The following is a 19,522-nucleotide window of genomic DNA, read 5'->3' as shown; positions in this document are numbered from 1 at the left end:
TCCCATCCCGGACCAGTAGCGTCTGTGTTCATGACCACTAGCTCCACCGCCGAGGGCGGTACGACACAATTGGGCGGCGATCGAGTGGTGGTGTGGAGCCCCGAATACCTCGACTACCGGTGGGGCCCGACACACCCGATGAACCCCACGCGGCTCGATCTCACCATGGCGCTGTCGAAGAGTATCGGTCTGCTCGAGGGTGTCGAGACGGTCCATCCGTCTCCCGCGGACGATGTGGACCTGCTGCGCATCCACACCCCGGCCTACCTCGATGCCGTCAAACGGGCCGGCGCGGTCGCCCCCGGTACCGCTGCCGTCGCCGACGCCCCGCACGGCCTGGGTACCGAGGACAATCCGATCTTCCCCCGCATGCACGAGGCGAGTGCCACCCTCGCCGGCGGCACACTCGCCGCCGCCCGGGAGATCGCCTCGGGCCGGACCCTGCGCGCGGTGAGCATCGGCGGGGGAATGCACCACGCGATGGCCGACTGGGCCGCCGGATTCTGCGTCTACAACGACGCCGCGATCGCGATCTCCTGGCTTCTCGACAACGGTTACGACCGCATCGCCTACGTGGACGTCGACGCGCATCACGGTGACGGAGTCCAGCACGCCTTTCTCGGCGACCCGCGGGTGCTCACCATCTCTCTCCACCAGCACCCCGCGACGCTGTGGCCCAACACCGGATGGTCGAGTGAGGTGGGCTCGGGTGAGGCCGAGGGGACCTCGATCAACATGCCGGTTCTGCCCGGCACTGTCGATTCCTTGTGGCTGAGGGCTTTTCACGCGGTGGTGCCCGGAGCGCTCGCTGCGTTCCGCCCGCAGATCCTCATTAGCCAGTGCGGCGCCGACAGTCACCGCGAGGACCCTCTCGCAGATCTGGCGCTGACCGTCGACGGTCAGCGGGCCTCCTATCTCGCCATGCGTGATCTCGCGGACCGGCACTGCGAAGGCCGCTGGCTCGCAGTCGGCGGCGGCGGTTACGGGTTGGTTCGCGTCGTGCCCCGGGCATGGACCCACCTCATCGCGGCGGCGCTCGACCGCGAGATCGACCCCACCACCGCCGTTCCGGAAGACTGGCGCGAACGGGTCGGCGCCCTCGCACCCGGAGTGGATCTGCCGACCGTCATGGGGGAGGACTCGGACGTGTCCTACCTTCCCTGGGACGGCCCGGGAGGTACCCCGGAAACCGGGGTGGCGTCTCTCGATCGGGCGCTCACCCGTATCGACTCGGCGATCATCGCCACACGCCGATCGGCGTTCCCGCTGCTCGGCCTGGATCCGGAGGACCCGCGTGACTGAATCCCAGCAAGTACCGGCGGACCCGGGCCTCGAGTCCGGGAAAAGCGAGGCGGAGATCGCTGCCGATGCGGCACGCGAGCGCGCGCTCAGCGTCGCCCGGGACTATCCCCGTCACTGGGTCGCCGACGTCCTGGCCTCCGATGGCGGCGTCGTGCATCTGCGGCCCATCGTCCCCGAGGACGCCGACCGCATCGTGGAGTTCCACAGCAAACTGTCGGAACGGACCCGGTACCTGCGGTACTTCGGGCCGTATCCCACGATTTCGAAGAAGGACCTGTTCCGGTTCACCGTCGTCGATCACCACACCCGTGTCGCGTTCGTGGCGCTGCTCGGCGACGAGATCATCGCGGTCGGGCGGTACGAAGGACTCCCGGACGAGGGGGACGGGTTGTCCGCCGAGGTCGCGTTCACCGTCGCCGACGCGCATCAGGGGCGCGGTCTGGGGCCGATCCTGCTCGAGCATCTCGCGGGTGCGGCAGCCGAGAACGGCCTGCACACCTTCGTCGCGGAGGTTCTCGCCGAGAACCGGCACATGATCACGGTGTTCCGCGAAGCGGGATACCAGGTCAGCCGCAGTTTCGAGGGCGGGGTGGTGCGACTCGAGTTCGCCATCGACCCCACCGAAGCGCTCGTCTCGGTGCGGAACGCCCGCGAACGCGCCGCCGAGGCGCGCAGCGTCCGCAACATCCTCGGCCCCGGCAGCGTCGCGGTGATCGGTGCGTCCACCGACAGCCGCAAGGTCGGTAATGCGGTGCTCGTGAACATGCTGCGCAGCGGGTTCACCGGACCGGTGTACCCGGTCAACGCGGAACACCGATCGGTGCGGGGGGTGCGCGCCTACCCCACGGTCCGCGACATCCCGGACGAGGTCGACCTCGCGATCGCCGCGGTGCCCGCCGAGTCCATCGACGCCGTACTCGACGACTGTCTCGCCAAAGGCGTCAAGGCGCTGCTCGTCGTCTCGTCCGGATTCGGCGAAACCGGGCCGGAGGGGCGCGACGCGGAACGGCGACTCGCCCTCGCCGCCCGCTCCCACGGCATGCGGCTGATCGGCCCGAACGCGCTCGGCGTGGCCAACAACGATCCGTCGATTCTGCTCAACGCGACCCTGGCACCGGTACTTCCGTCGCTCGGCAACGTCGGCTTCTTCTGCCAATCGGGCGCTCTGGGTATCGCCATCCTCGACGAGGCCGCGAAGACCGGGGTGGGCCTGTCGTCGTTCGTCTCCGCCGGCAACCGCGCCGACCTGTCCGGCAACGACCTGCTGCAGTACTGGGACACCGACCCGGCGACCGAGGTGGTGCTGCTGTACCTCGAGAGCTTCGGCAACCCGCGCAAATTCTCGCGGATCGCCCGCCGGGTGGCGCGCAGCAAACCGATCGTGGCGGTCAAGAGCGGACGCCATGCCGTACCGCCGGCCCTCGCGGCACGTACCGGCGAAATGGACGACACCATGGTGCGCAGTCTGTTCGAACAGGCCGGTGTCGTGCAGGTGGAATCCATTGCGCAACTGTTCGACTCGGCTCTGCTCTTCGGGTATCAGCCGCTGCCCGCCGGGCCGCGAGTTGCCGTCATCGGCAATTCCACGGCTCTCGGTGTGCTCGCGGTCGACGCCGCACGCGGTGAAGGACTCGTGGCACCGGAGTCGGTGGACCTCGGGCCGCAAGCGACCCCGGACGAGTTCGCCGAGGCCGTGGCGCACGCATTGGATTCGGCGAGCATCGATGCGGTGATCGCGGTGTTCGTGCCACCGGTCGCGGTGGACGTGCAACCGTTCGCCCAGGCACTGCGCGATGCGGTCTCCGGATCCGACAAGCCCGTGGTGACGACCTTCCTCGCCACCGAAGGCATCCCGGATGTTCTCGCCGTGCGCGATTCCGCCGGCAACCCCACCCGCGGGTCGGTGCCGTCGTACCCGGGGCCCGAGCGTGCGGCCAAGGCGCTCGCGCGGGCATGGCGTTATGCGAAGTGGCGCAGCAGGCCGCCGTCGCAGGTGGTGCGCCCGGCGGGGATCGATCCCGACCGGGCCCGCGCGCTCGTCCAGGGGTGGCTCGAGACCACTCCCGAGGGCAGGTACCTGTCCGACACGGAGGCGGCGCTGCTACTGGCGTGTTACGGCGTGCACGTCGCGGATTTCCGGGCGGTGACCACCGAGTCCGAAGCGGTCGCGGCGGCGAAGGAGATCGGTTTTCCGGTCGCCGTGAAAGCCACCGGGGCGCAGTGGCGCCATCGTCCCGACCTGAGTGGGGTACGGCTCGATCTCGTCGACGCGGAATCCGTGCGGATCGCGTACCGCGACCTTGCGGCGATGTCGGGCGAGCCGCTGCTGCACGTGCAGAAGATGGCGGTCAAAGGCATCGGATGTGCGATCCGCGTGCAGGACGATCCGTCGTTCGGCGCACTCATCTCGTTCGGCCTCGCCGGTGTCATCTCCGACCTTCTCGGCGACCGGGCGTACCGGGTGCTGCCCCTGACCGAGGACGAAGCGGCCGAACTGATCGACGCACCGAAGGCCGCACCGCTGCTCTCCGGCTACCGCAACGCGGCCCCGGTGCACAAGGCGGCGCTGGTGGATTTCGTCCAGCGGATCTCGGCTCTCGCCGACGATCTGCCCGAGGTGCGCGATCTCGTCTGTGAGCCGCTGCTCGCGTCCCCTGTGGGTGTGGAACTGACCGACGCCCACGTGCGGGTCGGCCCGGAACCGCACCCGCTCGATCTGGGGCCCCGGCGCCTGCGCTGACCGCCGATCCGCGGGGGCGCCCCACAGACAAGACGATCCCCGAGGACCCAGCCCGGTCCTCGGGGATCTTTTACCGCTGACGCGCCCGGTCAGCTGGCATATGCGCGAAGGCGATCTGCGCGTTCGCCCTCGCGAAGCTTGCTCATCACTTCGCGTTCGATCTGCCGGACCCGCTCGCGCGACAACCCGAACAGCTTGCCGATCTGGTCGAGCGTGCGGGGCTGTCCGTCGTCGAGGCCGTACCGCAGGCGGATTACCTGCTGCTCGCGCTCGTCGAGCGTGCCCAGCACCGTCCGGACGTCGCTGTGCAGCAGTCCCGCGATGACGGCATTCTCGGCGGACGTGGCTTCGGCGTCTTCGATGAAGTCACCGAGCGGCGCCTCCTCGTCGTTGCCGACCGGCATGTCGAGGCTCACCGGGTCGCGGCTGTGGTCGAGCAGATCGGCGATCTTCTCGACCGCGATGCCCGATTCGCTCGACAGTTCCGCATCGGTGGCTTCCCGGCCGAGTTGCTGGTGCAACTCACGCTTGATCCGGGCGAGCTTGTTGACCTGCTCGACGAGGTGGACGGGCAGGCGGATCGTGCGGCTCTGGTCGGCCATGCCGCGGGTGATGGCCTGACGGATCCACCACGTGGCATAGGTCGAGAACTTGAAGCCCTTCGCGTAGTCGAACTTCTCCATCGCGCGGATCAGGCCGAGGTTGCCTTCCTGGATCAGGTCCAGCAGGGGCATACCACGTCCGGTGTACCGCTTCGCGAGCGAAACCACGAGACGCAGATTCGCCTCGAGCAGATGGCTGCGGGCGGCCTGGCCTTCGCGAACGACGATCGACAGGTCGCGCTTCTTCGCAGCAGTGAGCCGCTTCTTGGTCTCGAGCACGTGCTTGGCATACAGACCGGCCTCGATCCGCTTGGCCAGCTCCACCTCGTCGGCTGCCGTCAGCAGAGCTGTCTTGCCGATCCCGTTCAGATAAACGCGGACGAGATCAGCGGCGGGGCTCTGGCTGTCGATGTCCGAATCGACGCGAGCGGTTGTTGCGGGGCGTGCCATGACGTGCCTCCTCATCGGTGGTGTCTTACAAGCTTCAACGCTCGGAAGCCCACCGATAGTTCCCGTAAGACTGTGAGCACGACCGCACTGACCTGCGGAAACCTGCCGCTCGTCCTGAGAAGTTCCTGAGAGATCGTCCAGGCGGAACCCGCCACCGCCGCAGACGCCGGAATCAGGCCGGTTCGACCAGTCCGTGCCGGACCAGACCCTGGACGAGCGAGACGGCCTGTGCCGCCAACGCGTCCTCGTCTTCCCCGTGTGCGGCGGCAAGCAACGTCACCAGGTCCTCCAACGGCAATCCGTCGGCCCGGAATCCTGCGAGCAGCGCCGCGGCGAGGTCGTCGATCTCGTGTTGCCACCCGGGTCCGTTGCCGCGGTGCACGCGGACGACGGCTTCTTTCCAGCCCTCCGCGCCGGGAAGATAGACCCGCTCGAGAGCGGTGTCGGGCCGCAGAGTGAACCGCGCGCCGAGCACATCGTGGTTCCGGAGCCACTCGACACGCCGGAAGTAGTCGACCGCCTCGTTCCCGAGGGAATCGGTGGACCCGTGCCGCAGGTCTTCGGCGAGCACGTCCGACGGGCCGTCGGTCCGCCTCAGATAGACGAATCCGAACCCGACGCCCTCGACGCCGTTGCGTTCGAAGTGGTCGAGCCACTGCTCGGCGAGGGCTGCACCGTCGGGGTCGCGCTCGTCGGCGTCGCCGTCGCGCAGCCACGTCCCCACGTAGAGCGCGGGGTCCGCGACGTCTCGCTGGACGACCCAGGCGTCGACGCCGTGCGAAGGGAGCCAGGAGGCGACGCGGGCCCGCCAGTCCTCACCGTCGACGTGCACCCACGACGCGAGCATCGCAGCGGTTCCACCGGGGTTCAGATACCGGACCGCCTGCGAGACCATCAGCTTGCTGGCGCCGTCGAGATCCATCCCGGAGTCCCGGTAACTGTGCTCGACGTCGCCGGTGCTCACCACGAACGGCGGGTTCGCGACGATGCGATCGAATGTCCTGCCCGCGACCGGCTCGAACCACGATCCCTCGAGCAGTTCCAGGTCGATCTCGTTGAGCGCCGCGCCGGCGGCGGTGAGGGTCAGGCACCGCGGCGTGATGTCGGTTGCGGTCACCGTGTCCGCGTACTCGGCGGCGCGGATCGCCTGGACGCCACATCCGGTGCCCAGATCGAGCACCGATCCGACCCGGTCGGTGGGAGTGGCGTGGAGCAGCGACAGGGAGGCCTGCCCGACGCCGAGGACATGGTCGGGGCGGGTGACGGTGGGGCGGAGAGAGCCGTCGAGGTCCGAGAGCAACCACCGCGTGCCGGTCCCGGCGTCGAACGGGCGGAGGTCGAGGGCGGCGCGCACGCCGTCACCGTCGCGTTCGAGGAGTCCGGCCCGGATCGCGTCGGCCGGGGACAGGGGAGCGAGCGCGCGTGCCACGTCGTCCTCGGGGCAGGTGTCCTGCAACAGGAACAGGCGCACGAGCAGACCCAGATCACCGGCCCCGCGGGCCGCGCGGCGCGCCGGTACCGGCTCCCCGCGACCGTATGCGGCGTGCGCCTCGGGCCCGAGCAGTTCCCGCACGGCGTCGAGGTCGTAGCGGGATCGGTTCAGCGCCGTGCGCAGGGCAGGGCAGATCGACAGAAGCAGGTCGCGGTCCACCCCGGCATTCTCGCAGGGCGTCGTGCGTCAGCCGTCGATGACCCGGCGGTCGGGTGCCTCGATGGCGGGGTTCGTGTCGAAACGGCCGTCCCAGCGGCTCGGCTCGTCTTTGCTGCGCGGCGGCCGATCGTTGGCGATCAGCACGGCGACCCAGGGGAGCGGGATCGACAGGCCGATGATGGCCATCGATATCCAGGGGTTTTCGAAGACGCCGTACGCGATCGCCGCCAGGATGAGCGCGGGGATACGGAACGACATCAACGTGAGGTATTTGCGGACCCGCGCTCGGTGCTGGTCCTCGAGAGACGCCGACGCCTCCGTGATCAGAACCGGGTTATCGGGCGATCCGTGGTCGGGAGATCCACCGAAACCTGAAGTTCTTGCCATAGCCTCCACCTTCCCACGACAGGTCCCGAGATGCACACGCGCATCCTCGGCCGTCGTGCGGCATCATGGATACGTGAGCACGGATACCAAGGAACGGCCGGATACCACCCCCGACGAGACGACCGAGGACGATACTCCCAAGTTCTTCCACTACGTGAAGAAGGACAAGATCGCGGAGAGCGCGGTCATGGGAACCCACGTGGTTGCGTTGTGCGGCGAGGTTTTCCCTGTGACGCGATCGCCCAAACCCGGTTCGCCGGTGTGCCCCGAGTGCAAGAAGGTCTATGAAGGCCTCCGCAGAGGCGGCGAGTGAGCCTCGGGCTCGGTTCCGGCGCCCGGATCCAGCGGTAGTACATCGGCATCGTCGGCCGGGGGAGAACTCTCTTCCCCGGCCGCTTCTGCATATTCGGGTGCGGTGCTGTCCGGACGGGGCCGGTCGACTTTCGTGCCGCCCCGCTCGAGTTCCATGCACTCCCCGTCGGTGTCGGCTCGCTCGTGCCGGTCGATCGGGCACGCCTCGGGTTGCTGGTCTCCCGGGCGCAACAGATCGGAAATCCGGATCGGGCTGGCCGCGGTGAGCCGCCGCGTGAGGTTGGTGACCGGACCGAGTTCGGGTGACGGCACCTGATCGGCCTGCGCCGACAGCCACTCTTTCCACTGTTCCATCCTGGTCGCACGCGCCGGCCAGAACTCCTGAACGGTCGCGTTGAACTCGGCGCCCAGCACGACCGCGAATCCCAGGAAGAACGTGAACAGCAGGAACGCGATGGGCGCGGCCAGCGCTCCGTAGGTGTACCCGGTCGACGCGATGATCGTCAGGTACCAGCGCAGTCCCACGCTCGCGGCGATGAAGAACGCGCCGGCGACCAGCGCACCTCCGAGCAGCCGGTGCCAGGGCAGCGACTTCGGCAGGGCCACCTTGTAGAGCGTGGTGAGACCGAGGAGCAGCAGCAGTCCGACACCCGGGTAGTAGAACGTGTCGACGATGCTCGATCCGAGCGTGTACCAGGAGTCGGGCAGCAACCGGCCGATCATCGTCGGGCCCAGAGCGACGAGCGGCAGGGTGAACACCGCCAGGATGAGAAACATCACGTAGAGCAGCAGTCCGAAGATGCGCTGCCAGATCGGGTTGCGGTGGTTCTGCTGATGGTGGGCTTCCACGATCGAATCGACGAAGGTGGCAATCGCCGACGACCCCGCCCACAGCGACAGCACGAACCCGACGGACATCACGTCGGCGCGTCCGCGGTTGAGGACATCCTCGACCGTGGGCTGGATGATCTGGTCCACCACGCTGTCGCTGAACGCCGTACGGGTGAACGTGACGATCTTGGAGGTGATGATGTCCACCGTGTCGGGTCCGAACCATCCGCCCACGTAACCGAGGCTGCCGAGCAGCCCGAGCAGCAGTGGCGGCAACGACAGTGTCTGCCAGAAGGCCGCGGTTGCCGCCTTGCTGAAGATCGAGTGATTCCAGGACATCGCCAGGGTGTGGCCGATGACCTGCCCAGTCCGGCGTACCGCGTGCCGCAGGCGGCCGCGGGGCTGAGAGGTGGGGGATCGGGGTGTGTCGTTCATCTGCTTCCAGCATTCCCGACGACGTGCCGTCATGCGCGTAGCCGGGCCGGTAGGTGCAGGGAAAGTCTGCCACGATCCCGCCGGAGGTGATCGTCGGCGCGCGGTTCGTGACCGGGATCGGCGCGCGGAGACGTTAGGCTTCATGACGGTCGGCGTCCGGTCGAGGCGCACTGCGTCGCGGCACCGGCGGAGGTCGATCAGAGCTATGCGGACAAGGAGCACGAGAAACCGGTGAGCATCGAAACCGTCGGACAAGCTACGACCTCCGCCCCGGCGGGACAGCTGCGCGCCTGGCAGCGTCGCGCCCTGACCAAGTACCTGGCGACCAAGCCTCGTGATTTCCTGGCGGTGGCGACCCCGGGCGCCGGCAAGACCACCTTCGCGCTGCGTGTCGCGTCGGAACTGCTGCGCGACCGCACCGTCGATCAGATCACGGTGGTCGCGCCCACCGAACACCTCAAGCATCAGTGGGCGGCGGGTGCCGCGCGCGTCGGTATCGCCCTCGACTCGAATTTCTCGAACTCGACGGGCCAGACCTCGAGTGATTTCCAGGGTGTGGTCGTCACGTATGCACAGGTGGCCTCGCACCCCTTCAAACACCGGGTACGCACCGAAGCGCGCCGCACCCTCGTCATCCTCGACGAGATCCACCACGGTGGTGACGCCAAGAGCTGGGGTGAGGGCATCCGTGAGGCATTCGGTGACGCCACCCGGCGTCTCGCGCTGACCGGTACCCCGTTCCGCAGTGACGACAGCGCCATTCCGTTCGTCACGTACGAGCCGAACGGTGACGGACTGATGCAGTCCAAAGCCGACCACTCCTACGGGTACGCCGACGCCCTCGCCGACGGCGTGGTGCGGCCCGTGGTGTTCCTCGCCTATTCGGGCGAGGCGCGGTGGCGTACCAATGCGGGGGAGGAGTTCACCGCACGCCTCGGCGAGCCGCTGAGCGCCGAACAGACGGCGCGAGCGTGGCGTACCGCTCTCGATCCCGAGGGCGACTGGATCCCGGCCGTTCTGCGGGCGGCGAACACCCGCCTGGAACAGTTGCGTGCCGGGGGGATGCCCGACGCCGGTGGGCTCGTCATCGCGACGGATCAGACAGTCGCCCGCGCGTATGCCCGAGCGCTCGAGGTCATCACCGGGGAGGCGCCCGCCGTCGTCCTGTCCGACGATCCCACCGCCTCGAAGCGGATCTCGGAGTTCAGCGCCAGCACCCAGCGCTGGATGGTCGCGGTGCGAATGGTGTCGGAAGGCGTCGACGTGCCCCGTCTCGCAGTGGGGGTGTACGCGACGAGCGCCTCCACCCCGCTGTACTTCGCGCAGGCGATCGGACGGTTCGTGCGTGCACGCCGCAAAGGCGAGACCGCCAGCGTCTTCCTCCCGTCCGTTCCGGTCCTCCTCGACCTCGCCAGCCAGCTCGAGGCTCAGCGCGACCACATTCTCGGCAAACCCCACCGGGTGAAGGAGGGGTTCGACGACGAGTTGCTCGCCGACGCCAACCGCCGTAAGGACGAGCCGGGGGAGGACGAGAAGGCGTTCCAGTCGCTCGGTGCCGACGCCGAACTCGATCAGGTGATCTACGACGGTTCCTCGTTCGGCACCGCCACGTTCTCCGGGAGCGACGAGGAAGCCGACTATCTGGGGTTGCCCGGCCTGCTCGACGCGGACCAGATGCGAGCCCTGCTGCGGCAACGTCAGGAACAGCAACTCGAGAAGCCGAAAGCGGTTCCCGCGCACGAACCTCCCCCTCAGGTCACGGAGCGGGTCGCGACCGCCGATTCGCTGGCGCAGTTGCGTCGTGAGCTCAATTCGCTCGTCGCGGTGGTACACCACCGGACCGGTAAGCCGCACGGGGTGATCCACGGGGATTTGCGCCGGCAGTGCGGAGGTCCGCCGACGGCGATGGCCAATGTCGAGCAGTTGCGAGATCGAATCGCGATCCTGCGGAGCTGGTGACAGACGGAGAGCCGGAACAGACGGAAGCGGGCGACCACATCTGCTGTGGTCGCCCGCTTCGGGTCGGATGTCGGGGCCGTGTGGCTCTCGACGGCGGATCAGACGGTCGCGTCGGATTCCTCTTCGGTGGCAATCGTCGCTCCGAGTTCACGGAGACGATCGGTGTGCTCGCTGGCGTGGTGGCCACAGAACAGCAATTCACCACCGGTCGGAAGGACGGCGCGCACGCGAGCGGCAGCATTACACCGATCGCAGCGATCTGCAGCGGTCAACTTCGGGCTGGTCAACGTACCGGGCATGACTCCTCCAAACTGGCTACCGCTGAAATCGGGTGCCTGGGGTCTGGTCCGCCGCGCCGGGGGTAGCGCGGTGGATCTACTCTGACAGACGTTTCGGTTCGATGCGTTGTTCCCCGGGGTGCCCAATGGTGGCGCGGTTCACGCATGGACCAGCGAAAAGGCCCCGACGTGGAGCTTTGTCCCAGGGTGTGTTCGCTGACAGCGCAGCGTCGAACCAGCGAGTCCCGGCAGCGCTGGGCTGCGGGGAGAGATTCGACACCGCTACGAGGACAATGAGCCGATGACCGACACTCTCCTCCACCTCTGCCCACGCGACGAGTGGGACCGGGCTCGGGACGCAGGCGCCCTGACGCCGCTGTCGCTGAGCGAGACCGGATTCGTGCACCTGTCGACGCCCGCGCAGGTGCATCTGCCCGCCAACCGGTTGTTCGCCGGCCGGACCGACCTGCTGCTGTTGCACGTGGACTCCTCGGCGCTCACCGACCCGGTGCGCTACGAGCCGGGTGTGCCCGAAGACCCCGAGTCGATGCGGTTCCCGCACCTGTACGGCCCGCTGCCGGTCGGTGCGGTCGTCGCCGTCACCGAATACCTGCCCGGCGCCGACGGCCGGTTCGCGCGACTGTGAGTGTCCGGCGTCGTCATCGGACTGCAGCGAGGGGCGTGCCGGAGTGAACAACGAGAACGAGGGCCACCCCGCGGGGTGGCCCTCGTTCTCGTTGTTCTGTCAGTCGAGGTAGTCGCGCAGTACCTGCGACCGGGACGGATGCCGCAGCTTCGACATCGTCTTCGACTCGATCTGGCGGATACGCTCGCGGGTCACGCCGTACACCTGCCCGATCTCGTCGAGCGTGCGCGGCTGCCCGTCCGTGAGGCCGAAGCGCAGCCGGACGACGCCGGCCTCGCGCTCGGAGAGGGTCTCGAGGACAGACTGCAGCTGGTCCTGAAGCAGCGTGAACGACACCGCGTCGACGGCGACGACCGCTTCGGAGTCCTCGATGAAGTCGCCGAGCTGGCTGTCGCCCTCGTCGCCGATCGTCTGGTCGAGCGAAATGGGCTCACGCGCGTACTGCTGGATCTCCAGCACCTTCTCGGGCGTGATGTCCATTTCCTTCGCCAGCTCTTCCGGCGTGGGTTCGCGTCCCAGATCCTGGAGGAGTTCGCGCTGGATGCGGCCGAGCTTGTTGATGACCTCGACCATGTGCACCGGGATACGGATGGTGCGGGCCTGGTCGGCCATCGCACGCGTGATCGCCTGCCGGATCCACCACGTGGCGTACGTGGAGAACTTGTAACCCTTGGTGTAGTCGAACTTCTCGACCGCGCGGATGAGACCGAGGTTGCCTTCCTGGATCAGGTCCAGGAACGCCATTCCGCGGCCGGTGTAGCGCTTGGCGAGCGAGACCACGAGTCGCAGGTTCGCCTCGAGGAGGTGGTTCTTCGCGCGGTTGCCGTCGCGGCAGATCCAGTTCATGTCGCGCCGCTGCGCGACGGGCAGCTTCTCGCCCTTCTCGGCGAGCTGTTGCAGACGGTAGACGGCGTAGAGGCCTGCCTCGATCCGCTTGGCGAGCTCGACCTCTTCCTCGGCGTTGAGCAGGGCGACCTTGCCGATCTGCTTCAGGTACGCGCGCACCGAGTCGGCAGAAGCGGTGAGTTCGGCATCCTTACGGGCCTGACGAAGCGCCTCGGACTCCTCTTCGTCCCAGACGAAGTCACCGGACGCCTTGTCCTTCTCGGTGGGCTCTTCCTCTTCCACCACGACATCCTCGGTGGTGGCGAGTTCTCCCTCGGAGATCTCGAGGTCGGCGAGATCGGCAACGCTGGTCGCGTCGAACTCTTCCTCGCCGGCCGCTCCGGCGGCCTTCTTCGCTGCGGCCTTCTTGGCGGGAGCCTTTTTGGCTGCGGCCTTCTTGGCAGGAGCTTTCTTCGCTGCGGCCTTCTTGGCGGGAGCCTTCTTTGCTGCGGCCTTCTTCGCTGGCGACTTGGCGCTCGGCGCGGTATCCGCGGCGGTGCCGTCAGCGTCGGCGGCGGCGCCCGAGGCGCCTGCAACGGGTGCGGATTCGTTCTCTGAATCAGCGGTGTGGATGTCGGTGGCTGCCACGTACGCCCTTTCGTGACGAGGTAGTGCGGCGTCGCGCCAGAGGTGTTCCGGCGGAGAGGTCTGTCGGGATCAGGCCGGTTCCGGCCGGCTGAGGACCATTGTAACGATTCCGTCCGGGGAGGATGAGCGCGACTCAGGGTGTTACGCCGGTTTTCGCTGCGTATGCGGCTCCGACGATCCCCGCCGCGTTGCGCAGTTCGGCGGGAACGACCGGAGTTCGGTTGGTCAGGAGCGGGATCCACTTGTGATGTTTACGGCTGATCCCGCCTCCCGCGATGAACAGGTCCGGCCACAGCAGCGCTTCGTAGTGCTCGAGAACGCGGGAGACTTCCTTGGCCCACTGCTTGTACGACAGACCGAGCTTGTCCTTGACCGAGGACGCCGCGATGTGTTCGGCCTCGCGCCCGCCGATCTCCATGTGGCCGAATTCGGTGTTGGGGAGAAGGACGCCGTTGTGCAGCACGGCCGAGCCGATGCCCGTACCGAAGGTGAGCAGGATGACCACTCCGTCGGTGTCCTTCGCCGCGCCGAAGCGATCTTCGGCGATCCCGGCAGCATCGGCGTCGTTGAGGATGGACACGTCCTGCCGTCCGAGTGCGCCCGTGAACAGTTCGTGCGCATCGGTGCCGATCCAGGACGAGTCGATGTTGGCGGCGGTGCGCACGACTCCACCCATCAGGACCGACGGCAGGGTGACACCCACCGGGCCGGACCATCCGGCCTGGTCCGCGATTTCGGCAACCGTCGCGGCGACAGAATCCGGTGTCGACGGCTGCGGAGTGAGGATCTTGATGCGTTCACCGACGAGTTCCCCGGTGTCGAGGTCCACCACCGCACCCTTGATGCCACTGCCTCCGACGTCGACACCGAACCCCAGGTTCGACGACTGCACCGATTTCGACGAAACCGTCGGGGTGTCCTGGGTCATCACGTGTTCCTCTCGCTCGGATCGGCCCGGGGGAATCCGGACTGCGCCTGTGTCGCAACGATAGTGTGGTCCGTCGCGGCGCGGGGTCGCGAACCGGTGCATCTCCGTTTCCGCGGGCCGCAAGTGGTGCGCTGGTGTCCTGCGTGCGGGTGTGTTCGGATGAGGAGATGCCTGCCGAGCGAAACGCCACCCCATCGGAATTGTCCGCCCTGCGCGAGGTGGCCGTCACGGTTGCCCGGGAGGCCGCCGACCATGTCCGGGCCCGTCGCGGTGAACTCTTCGGCCCGCCCGGATCCGACGGCACCGATTCGGTCCGCACGAAATCCACGCATACCGATCCCGTCACCGTGGCGGACACCGAGAGCGAGGACCTGATCCGTGCCCGCTTGCGCGAGCTGCGACCCGGGGACGCGTTTCTCGGCGAGGAGAGCGGGAGCAGCGAGGTGGCCGGCACGGGGGAGACCGGAGTGTGCTGGGTGGTGGATCCGATCGACGGCACCGTCAACTTCGTCTACGGCATCCCGGCGTCCGCCGTCTCGGTCGCCGCGCAGGTGGACGGCCGATCGATCGCGGGGGCGGTCGTCGACATCACGTCCGGCGACATGTACTCGGCTGCCCTGGGCGCGGGCGCGACCCTCACGGACGCGCGCGGCACGGAGACGCCGCTGCGATGCAACCCGGTGACCGACCTGGGGATGTCGCTCGTGGCGACGGGCTTCTCCTACACTCCGGGCCGGCGCGCTCATCAGGGCGCGATAGTCGCAGCGCTCCTGCCGCGGGTCCGCGACATCCGGCGGATCGGCGCCGCAGCGCTCGACCTGTGCATGGTGGCCGCGGGTCGCGTGGACGCGCACTACGAGCACGGCCTCAATCCGTGGGACTGGGCGGCGGGTGCGCTCGTCGCGGCCGAGGCGGGCGCGACGGTACGGGTGCCCGAGGGTTTCGGCGACGCCGGAGAGATCACCGTCGCGGCGGCGCCGGGTATTGCGGTCGCTTTCAACGAGTTACTCGCCGAATTAGGCGCAAATGACGCCGCGCCGAATTGAGTATTCCGCCCGGTTCACCCGAATATGCTTTGTGTCGCGTCACGTCGAAATAGTGAGCGGCGTCCCCTTTTGCACTCGAAGTGAAAAAGTAATCAGCAACGGGCGTCGCGCGCGGCGGTGAGAAGGTCGATGTCGAGGGGCGCCGAACCCTCTCCGGCCGGGACCTCGCGGAGGGTCCGCAGGACCTCTTCCGCGTCCGCCGAGGGGGAGAGGTCCTTGAAGTACGTCCCGAGGGCGAAGTCGACGGTGTCGTCCCCGCGCTCGTCCAGGACCAGCTCGGCGCACGGTGCGAGCAGCCAGACCGCGCTCGCCGCGGCCTTACCGGACTCCCCGAACCGGATCTGTCCCTGGCACTGCATGTTCTGATCCAGGTACACGGGGTCGTTGCCGGCCTGAACATCCGGCGCGCTGGCGAAGCCGTAGTCGCTCAGCTGCGCAGCGACGTGTGTCGCCTGGCCACGCTCGCCGTTGGCGTTGAACACGCGAACGCGGGTGGCTGCGAGGGGCGCGGGCTCGACGTCGAGCAGAGTGGACCGATCGACGACGTCTCCGAGCGGTGCGGGCTCGGCGCCGTCCGGGCCTGATGCGCCGAGGGCCGGAGCGTTGCATGCGACGGTGGTGGTCACCGGCTCGACCGAGCTGAACACCGAGGTCCAGACGACGATGGTCGCGGCCGCGAGGACTGCCGCGGCGATCGCTGCCGGGAGTGTCCGGCGGTGACGGAACGGCCGGCCGCGCTTGTCGGTAGCGGTGCCTTGGGTGATCAGGGAAACCACGCCGCCCTGCCTCTCGTGTTCGTGCCGGTGATGGTGCGCACTCACTCTAGAGGGCGGCGCCTTCGGAAGGTGGAGGCCTCCGGAGGTGTCTGCCTTCGCGGGGAGGGAATGCCACGGGTTTCTGTGGTGTTGGTGACAATTGCTCGACAATTCCGGGCGGGCGGCGAAATTGATTGCATATTTCGGGTCCGCGTCGGCTATTGTTCGGCGGCCCGAGTCGTAGGAGTTGCACGACGCGGGTTCGAATGCACGTATTCGGGTATGTCCGGTGTTCCGGACTTATCCCAGGGAACTTCATGACACCGTCGAGCGTTGCCTTGGCCGGGAGCACCTTCGGTGCTTCTGCTGAGCGCCCGCACGAAGATTAGAAGGTAAGAGGACATGGCGACTGACTACGACGCACCGCGGCGGACCGAAAGTGACGAGGTGTCGGAGGATTCACTGGAGGAACTGAAGGCGCGGCGCAACGAAGCGCAGTCCGCTGTGGTGGACGTCGACGAATCGGATACCGCCGAGTCTTTCGAGTTGCCCGGTGCCGATCTGTCCGGCGAAGAGCTGTCGGTGCGCGTCGTGCCCAAGCAGGCCGACGAGTTCACGTGCTCGAGCTGCTTCCTGGTGCACCACCGCAGCCGACTGGCAACCGAGGAGAACGGCGTCCTGATCTGCCGCGACTGCGCAGCATGAGATCGCCCCGCGACTGCGCAGCCTGAGATCGCCCCGCGACTGCGCAGCCTGAGGTCGCCCCGCGGCCGCTCGGCATGACCATGCCGCGCGGCCGCTCCGTGTGACGACCTCAGGGCGCTGCGGCGACCGGGTGGTTGCGACCTGATGGTTGCTTCCCGCGGGTGCTCCCTGTGGCTAATTTCCTGTGGAAACGTCGCAGCCCAACGCTTCGAGCAACTCGGCGGGACGCCGGGTACTGATCAGCCAGTAGGGCGTCGGGTCGTCGGGATCGTCGAGTACAACCATCGCCATCGTCCCGACCCACGGCCGGTGCTGGACGAATGCGGCCGGATCGAGCTGGCGGCCGAGCGCAGCGCTCTTCGCCGACGCCGGAACCACCACACCGCGTGAGATGACCTCCACCGGTAGATGTGCGCGTCCCACGACCAGCTCCCCGTCGACCACTTCGACCTTGCTGCGAGAGAGCCAGATCAGAGCCCAGATCGGGAAGGGCAGCAGCAGCACGTACGGCAGCCACGCGTAGAGGCCCGGCGCTCCCATATGGAGTTCCGCCGCGAGCAACGCAGCGATGCCGAGCCCGATGGGCCACCACCACCACGGCACCCACATCTGTTCGGAGAAGGTCGGGGTGCCGGTGGTCCGGCCGGGAGTCGCTCCGGAGCGAGAGGATCGAGACACAGGCCCAGGATAGTCGCCCGTATCGGACGGCCTCGCGCCCGCAGCGGGGGACAGGCATCCGCAGAGTAACCTCGGTCCACGTGACCGACCTTCCGCGCATCCCGCTGCGTCGCCTCGACCCCGGGATCCCTGTGCCCACCCGTGCTCACCCCGGTGACGCAGGTGTCGACCTGTGCACGACCGCCGACCTGACTCTCCAACCGGGCCAGCGAGCTCTCGTGGGGACCGGCATCTCTGTTGCCCTGCCGATCGGTACCGTCGGGCTCATCCATCCGCGGTCCGGACTCGCAGCGAAGTTCGGTCTGTCGGTGGTGAACACCCCCGGGACGGTCGACGCCGGATACCGTGGAGAGATCAAGGTGTGCCTGATCAACCACGACACCGAAAACGCCGTCGAGCTGCGCCGCGGTGACCGGATCGCCCAGTTGCTGGTCCAACGCGTCGAACTCGCCGAGTTCGTGGAGGTCGACGAACTCGACGACACCGCACGCGGAAGCGGCGGATACGGATCGAGCGGCGGACACGCCGGTCTCGTGAAGGAAGGTTCCTGACATGTTCGGACGTCGCAAGAATCGTGGACCGGATACCGGTGCCGATCGCGCTGAGCAGTCCTACGCGGACGACGGCAGCTTCGATGATGCCGGGTACGACGAGGCCGGTTACGACGAGGGCGGGTACGACGAGGCCGGGTACGACGAGGCCGGTTACGGCACTGGCGCGTACGACGAGGCGGGATACGACCACGCGACCGGTGCCGCCGGCGACGAAGGGCCCTTCGACATCACCGAGATCGACGAAGAGGACCTCACCGGTTCCCGTCTCGATCTCGGCTCCGTGCTGGTGCCCCTCCCGCAGGGAAGCCAGATCCAGGTCGAGATGGCGCAGAACGGTGCGCCGCAGAACGTTCACCTCGTCACCCGGTACGGGCGGATCACCGTCTCGGCGTACGCGGCGCCGAAGTCGCCGGGTCAGTGGCGCGAGGTCGCTGCGGAACTGTCCGAGACCCTGCGCAACGACAACGCGACCGTGAGTATGGAATCCGGTCCGTGGGGCAGGGAACTGCACGGTGTGACGCCGAACGCAGACCTCCGGTTCATCGGTGTGGACGGCCCTCGCTGGATGATTCGGTGTGTTGTCGCCGGTCCGGCCGGAAACGCCGGAGGGGATTCGGAACTGGTAGTGCTCGCGCGATCCGTCGTCGCGGGGACTGTGGTGCGACGAGGAGCAGAGCCGTATCCGGTGCGCACGCCGTTGCCCGTCGTCCTTCCCGAAGCACTCGCGCAGCAGCTCGCTGCGGCAGCGCAGCAACAAGCCGCGGCGCGACAGCAACCCGCTCAGCAGCAACCCGTTCAGCAGGGAGCCGCCCCACAGCAGCAACGCGGTCCGCAAGGCGCCCCGGCTGCGCCTCCGGCGCCGCGTCAGGGTGGACCCGCACCGCAGGCGCGCGCAGGAACGAACCCGCCGCCGCCGAGCACGCGGCAGCCGCAGCCGCCTCGCCGCGGCGAGTCCGGCTCCGCTATGCAGCAGCTGGGCTTCTAGCCCGTACCGCCGGTCCGGTCCTCACGCGGGGCCGGGCCGGCGCACGCCTGGTCGAGCGCCGTCAGGCACATCGTGCCGAGCCGGCCCGGATCCGCGCCGATGTCTGCCAGTCGGAGGCTCCCCAGCGCGGCACGCGGAATCTCCCGCGCCCATTGCTCCGCCGTCTCGAACGGATGGACCGCATCGTCGACGGCCGCAGCGATCCCGACCGGCACCTCGAGAGCGCGCAGCCTGTCCACGTCGAGCGCGTGCATACCGGCGGCTTCCTCGAGCGCCGACGGCAGGTCGGGCCACTGAGCCTTCCAGGATCGGGTCAGCTCTGTGGCAAGCCAGGAAGGACTCGACGCCGCCATCGCGGCCGTCACCGCGTCCAAACCGTGAGCACGGAGTTCCGACGCAGTCCATCGCGCGCTCGCCGCGGCAGGCGCCGCGGCGGGATCGCCGGTCCACGCGGGCAGGGCCGCGAGCACTCCCGCAGCGAGATCCGGATGCTCCGCCGCCCACTGCAGGGCGACCGCGGCCCCGATCGACACTCCACCGACCAGGATCGGGCCGCTGCGCGCGGCAGCATCCATGGCGCGGACGTAGCTGCGCACGACTCCCCGAGGGTCGGGATCGACCGCCACGACGTCGATTCCCCGGGAACGCAGCGCGCCCCGGAAGACGCGGTCGACGAAGTTCGCATCCGAGCCGGTGCCGGGCAGAACGACGGCGACGGTGACAGTGCTGAGATCGATGGTGGAGGGCACAGTGCGGGGCATGTCACAATCCTGCCGAATGCTCGAAACCGGACCACAACTCGGTG

At 68.1% G+C, this 19,522-nt stretch carries 19 protein-coding genes; 9 read left to right on the top strand and 10 right to left on the bottom strand.

From position 1 onward, the window contains the following. Positions 1 to 30 precede the first annotated feature (30 nt). Positions 31 to 1,302, top strand: coding sequence for an acetoin utilization protein AcuC (locus HF886_RS11665; RefSeq protein WP_169652377.1), 1,272 nt, complete (start codon positions 31 to 33; stop codon positions 1,300 to 1,302). Between the two features lie 55 nt (positions 1,303 to 1,357). Further along, complete coding sequence (locus HF886_RS11660; protein ID WP_169620733.1) at positions 1,358 to 4,042, top strand: bifunctional GNAT family N-acetyltransferase/acetate--CoA ligase family protein; 2,685 nt, start codon at positions 1,358 to 1,360, stop codon at positions 4,040 to 4,042. Between the two features lie 89 nt (positions 4,043 to 4,131). Here HF886_RS11660 and HF886_RS11655 read toward each other — a convergent pair whose 3' ends face one another. The 3 genes from HF886_RS11655 to HF886_RS11645 form a co-directional block, all read right to left on the bottom strand. Continuing rightward, positions 4,132 to 5,094, bottom strand: coding sequence for a sigma-70 family RNA polymerase sigma factor (locus HF886_RS11655; RefSeq protein WP_169620668.1), 963 nt, complete (start codon positions 5,092 to 5,094; stop codon positions 4,132 to 4,134). A 172-nt stretch (positions 5,095 to 5,266) separates the two neighbouring features. After that, positions 5,267 to 6,745: a class I SAM-dependent methyltransferase gene (locus tag HF886_RS11650; RefSeq protein WP_169652376.1), complete on the bottom strand. Its 1,479-nt coding sequence runs from the start codon at positions 6,743 to 6,745 to the stop codon at positions 5,267 to 5,269. Between the two features lie 27 nt (positions 6,746 to 6,772). Next, entirely contained in the window at positions 6,773 to 7,132 is a 360-nt protein-coding gene (locus tag HF886_RS11645; RefSeq protein ID WP_169620670.1) for a DUF3099 domain-containing protein, read from the bottom strand. 73 nt (positions 7,133 to 7,205) lie between these two features. Between HF886_RS11645 and HF886_RS11640 the strand changes: the two genes are divergently transcribed. Beyond that, complete coding sequence (locus HF886_RS11640; protein ID WP_169620671.1) at positions 7,206 to 7,445, top strand: DUF3039 domain-containing protein; 240 nt, start codon at positions 7,206 to 7,208, stop codon at positions 7,443 to 7,445. Here HF886_RS11640 and HF886_RS11635 read toward each other — a convergent pair. Further along, positions 7,415 to 8,710 carry a YihY/virulence factor BrkB family protein gene (locus HF886_RS11635; protein WP_240952122.1) on the bottom strand — a complete coding sequence of 432 codons (1,296 nt, stop codon included), beginning with the start codon at positions 8,708 to 8,710 and terminating at the stop codon, positions 7,415 to 7,417. The genes HF886_RS11640 and HF886_RS11635 overlap by 31 nt on opposite strands. Positions 8,711 to 8,941: 231 nt before the next feature. Here HF886_RS11635 and HF886_RS11630 point away from each other — a divergent pair, with 231 nt between their 5' ends. After that, on the top strand, positions 8,942 to 10,669 hold the full coding sequence (locus tag HF886_RS11630; RefSeq protein WP_169652375.1) for a DEAD/DEAH box helicase: 1,728 nt from the start codon (positions 8,942 to 8,944) through the stop codon (positions 10,667 to 10,669). Positions 10,670 to 10,767: 98 nt separating this feature from the next. Here HF886_RS11630 and HF886_RS11625 read toward each other — a convergent pair whose 3' ends face one another. Further along, positions 10,768 to 10,968 carry a hypothetical protein gene (locus HF886_RS11625; protein WP_169620673.1) on the bottom strand — a complete coding sequence of 67 codons (201 nt, stop codon included), beginning with the start codon at positions 10,966 to 10,968 and terminating at the stop codon, positions 10,768 to 10,770. A 280-nt stretch (positions 10,969 to 11,248) separates the two neighbouring features. Here HF886_RS11625 and HF886_RS11620 point away from each other — a divergent pair, with 280 nt between their 5' ends. After that, entirely contained in the window at positions 11,249 to 11,593 is a 345-nt protein-coding gene (locus HF886_RS11620) for a DUF952 domain-containing protein (protein WP_169652374.1), read from the top strand. 99 nt (positions 11,594 to 11,692) lie between these two features. On the opposite strand, the gene HF886_RS11615 is transcribed toward HF886_RS11620, so the two are convergent. Both HF886_RS11615 and ppgK read right to left on the bottom strand, forming a co-directional pair. Continuing rightward, positions 11,693 to 13,066: an RNA polymerase sigma factor gene (locus HF886_RS11615; protein ID WP_169620675.1), complete on the bottom strand. Its 1,374-nt coding sequence runs from the start codon at positions 13,064 to 13,066 to the stop codon at positions 11,693 to 11,695. Positions 13,067 to 13,199: 133 nt separating this feature from the next. Then, positions 13,200 to 13,994 (bottom strand): polyphosphate--glucose phosphotransferase, encoded by a 795-nt coding sequence (gene ppgK, locus HF886_RS11610; RefSeq protein WP_169620676.1) that lies wholly within the window; start codon positions 13,992 to 13,994, stop codon positions 13,200 to 13,202. 167 nt (positions 13,995 to 14,161) lie between these two features. Between ppgK and HF886_RS11605 the strand changes: the two genes are divergently transcribed. Further along, complete coding sequence (locus HF886_RS11605; protein WP_169620677.1) at positions 14,162 to 15,040, top strand: inositol monophosphatase family protein; 879 nt, start codon at positions 14,162 to 14,164, stop codon at positions 15,038 to 15,040. Between the two features lie 92 nt (positions 15,041 to 15,132). Here HF886_RS11605 and cei read toward each other — a convergent pair whose 3' ends face one another. Next, positions 15,133 to 15,816 (bottom strand): envelope integrity protein Cei, encoded by a 684-nt coding sequence (gene cei, locus HF886_RS11600; RefSeq protein ID WP_169620678.1) that lies wholly within the window; start codon positions 15,814 to 15,816, stop codon positions 15,133 to 15,135. Between the two features lie 381 nt (positions 15,817 to 16,197). Here cei and HF886_RS11595 point away from each other — a divergent pair, with 381 nt between their 5' ends. Continuing rightward, positions 16,198 to 16,500 (top strand): DUF4193 domain-containing protein, encoded by a 303-nt coding sequence (locus HF886_RS11595; protein ID WP_169620679.1) that lies wholly within the window; start codon positions 16,198 to 16,200, stop codon positions 16,498 to 16,500. A 174-nt stretch (positions 16,501 to 16,674) separates the two neighbouring features. On the opposite strand, the gene HF886_RS11590 is transcribed toward HF886_RS11595, so the two are convergent. Beyond that, positions 16,675 to 17,109, bottom strand: a complete 435-nt coding sequence (locus HF886_RS11590; RefSeq protein ID WP_169652461.1) for a DUF3093 domain-containing protein — start codon at positions 17,107 to 17,109, stop codon at positions 16,675 to 16,677. Between the two features lie 149 nt (positions 17,110 to 17,258). On the opposite strand from HF886_RS11590, the gene dut reads away from it, so the two are divergent. Next, positions 17,259 to 17,729: a dUTP diphosphatase gene (dut, locus tag HF886_RS11585; protein ID WP_169620680.1), complete on the top strand. Its 471-nt coding sequence runs from the start codon at positions 17,259 to 17,261 to the stop codon at positions 17,727 to 17,729. Between the two features lies 1 nt (position 17,730). Continuing rightward, entirely contained in the window at positions 17,731 to 18,717 is a 987-nt protein-coding gene (locus HF886_RS11580; RefSeq protein ID WP_169652373.1) for a DUF3710 domain-containing protein, read from the top strand. Here the strand turns inward: HF886_RS11580 and HF886_RS11575 are convergent. Next, positions 18,714 to 19,478 carry an alpha/beta hydrolase gene (locus tag HF886_RS11575; RefSeq protein WP_169652372.1) on the bottom strand — a complete coding sequence of 255 codons (765 nt, stop codon included), beginning with the start codon at positions 19,476 to 19,478 and terminating at the stop codon, positions 18,714 to 18,716. The genes HF886_RS11580 and HF886_RS11575 overlap by 4 nt on opposite strands. Between the last annotated feature and the right edge of the window lie 44 nt (positions 19,479 to 19,522).

The sequence above is a fragment of the Rhodococcus sp. 105337 genome (assembly GCF_012844225.1).
Classification (GTDB): Bacteria; Actinomycetota; Actinomycetes; order Mycobacteriales; family Mycobacteriaceae; genus Rhodococcus.
This window is presented reverse-complemented; position numbering and strand designations above follow the sequence as displayed.

Bases quoted from the DNA above. Each gene is read 5' to 3' on its own strand.
- HF886_RS11620 (WP_169652374.1), top strand. From the start codon at position 11,249: ATGACCGACACTCTCCTCCACCTCTGCCCACGCGACGAGTGGGACCGG.
- ppgK (WP_169620676.1), bottom strand. From the start codon at position 13,994: ATGACCCAGGACACCCCGACGGTTTCGTCGAAATCGGTGCAGTCGTCG.
- HF886_RS11655 (WP_169620668.1), bottom strand. From the start codon at position 5,094: ATGGCACGCCCCGCAACAACCGCTCGCGTCGATTCGGACATCGACAGC.
- HF886_RS11575 (WP_169652372.1), bottom strand. From the start codon at position 19,478: ATGCCCCGCACTGTGCCCTCCACCATCGATCTCAGCACTGTCACCGTC.
- HF886_RS11665 (WP_169652377.1), top strand. From the start codon at position 31: ATGACCACTAGCTCCACCGCCGAGGGCGGTACGACACAATTGGGCGGC.
- HF886_RS11605 (WP_169620677.1), top strand. From the start codon at position 14,162: ATGCCTGCCGAGCGAAACGCCACCCCATCGGAATTGTCCGCCCTGCGC.
- HF886_RS11645 (WP_169620670.1), bottom strand. From the start codon at position 7,132: ATGGCAAGAACTTCAGGTTTCGGTGGATCTCCCGACCACGGATCGCCC.
- HF886_RS11625 (WP_169620673.1), bottom strand. From the start codon at position 10,968: ATGCCCGGTACGTTGACCAGCCCGAAGTTGACCGCTGCAGATCGCTGC.
- HF886_RS11595 (WP_169620679.1), top strand. From the start codon at position 16,198: ATGGCGACTGACTACGACGCACCGCGGCGGACCGAAAGTGACGAGGTG.
- HF886_RS11635 (WP_240952122.1), bottom strand. From the start codon at position 8,710: ATGAACGACACACCCCGATCCCCCACCTCTCAGCCCCGCGGCCGCCTG.
- HF886_RS11590 (WP_169652461.1), bottom strand. From the start codon at position 17,109: ATGTGGGTGCCGTGGTGGTGGTGGCCCATCGGGCTCGGCATCGCTGCG.
- HF886_RS11580 (WP_169652373.1), top strand. From the start codon at position 17,731: ATGTTCGGACGTCGCAAGAATCGTGGACCGGATACCGGTGCCGATCGC.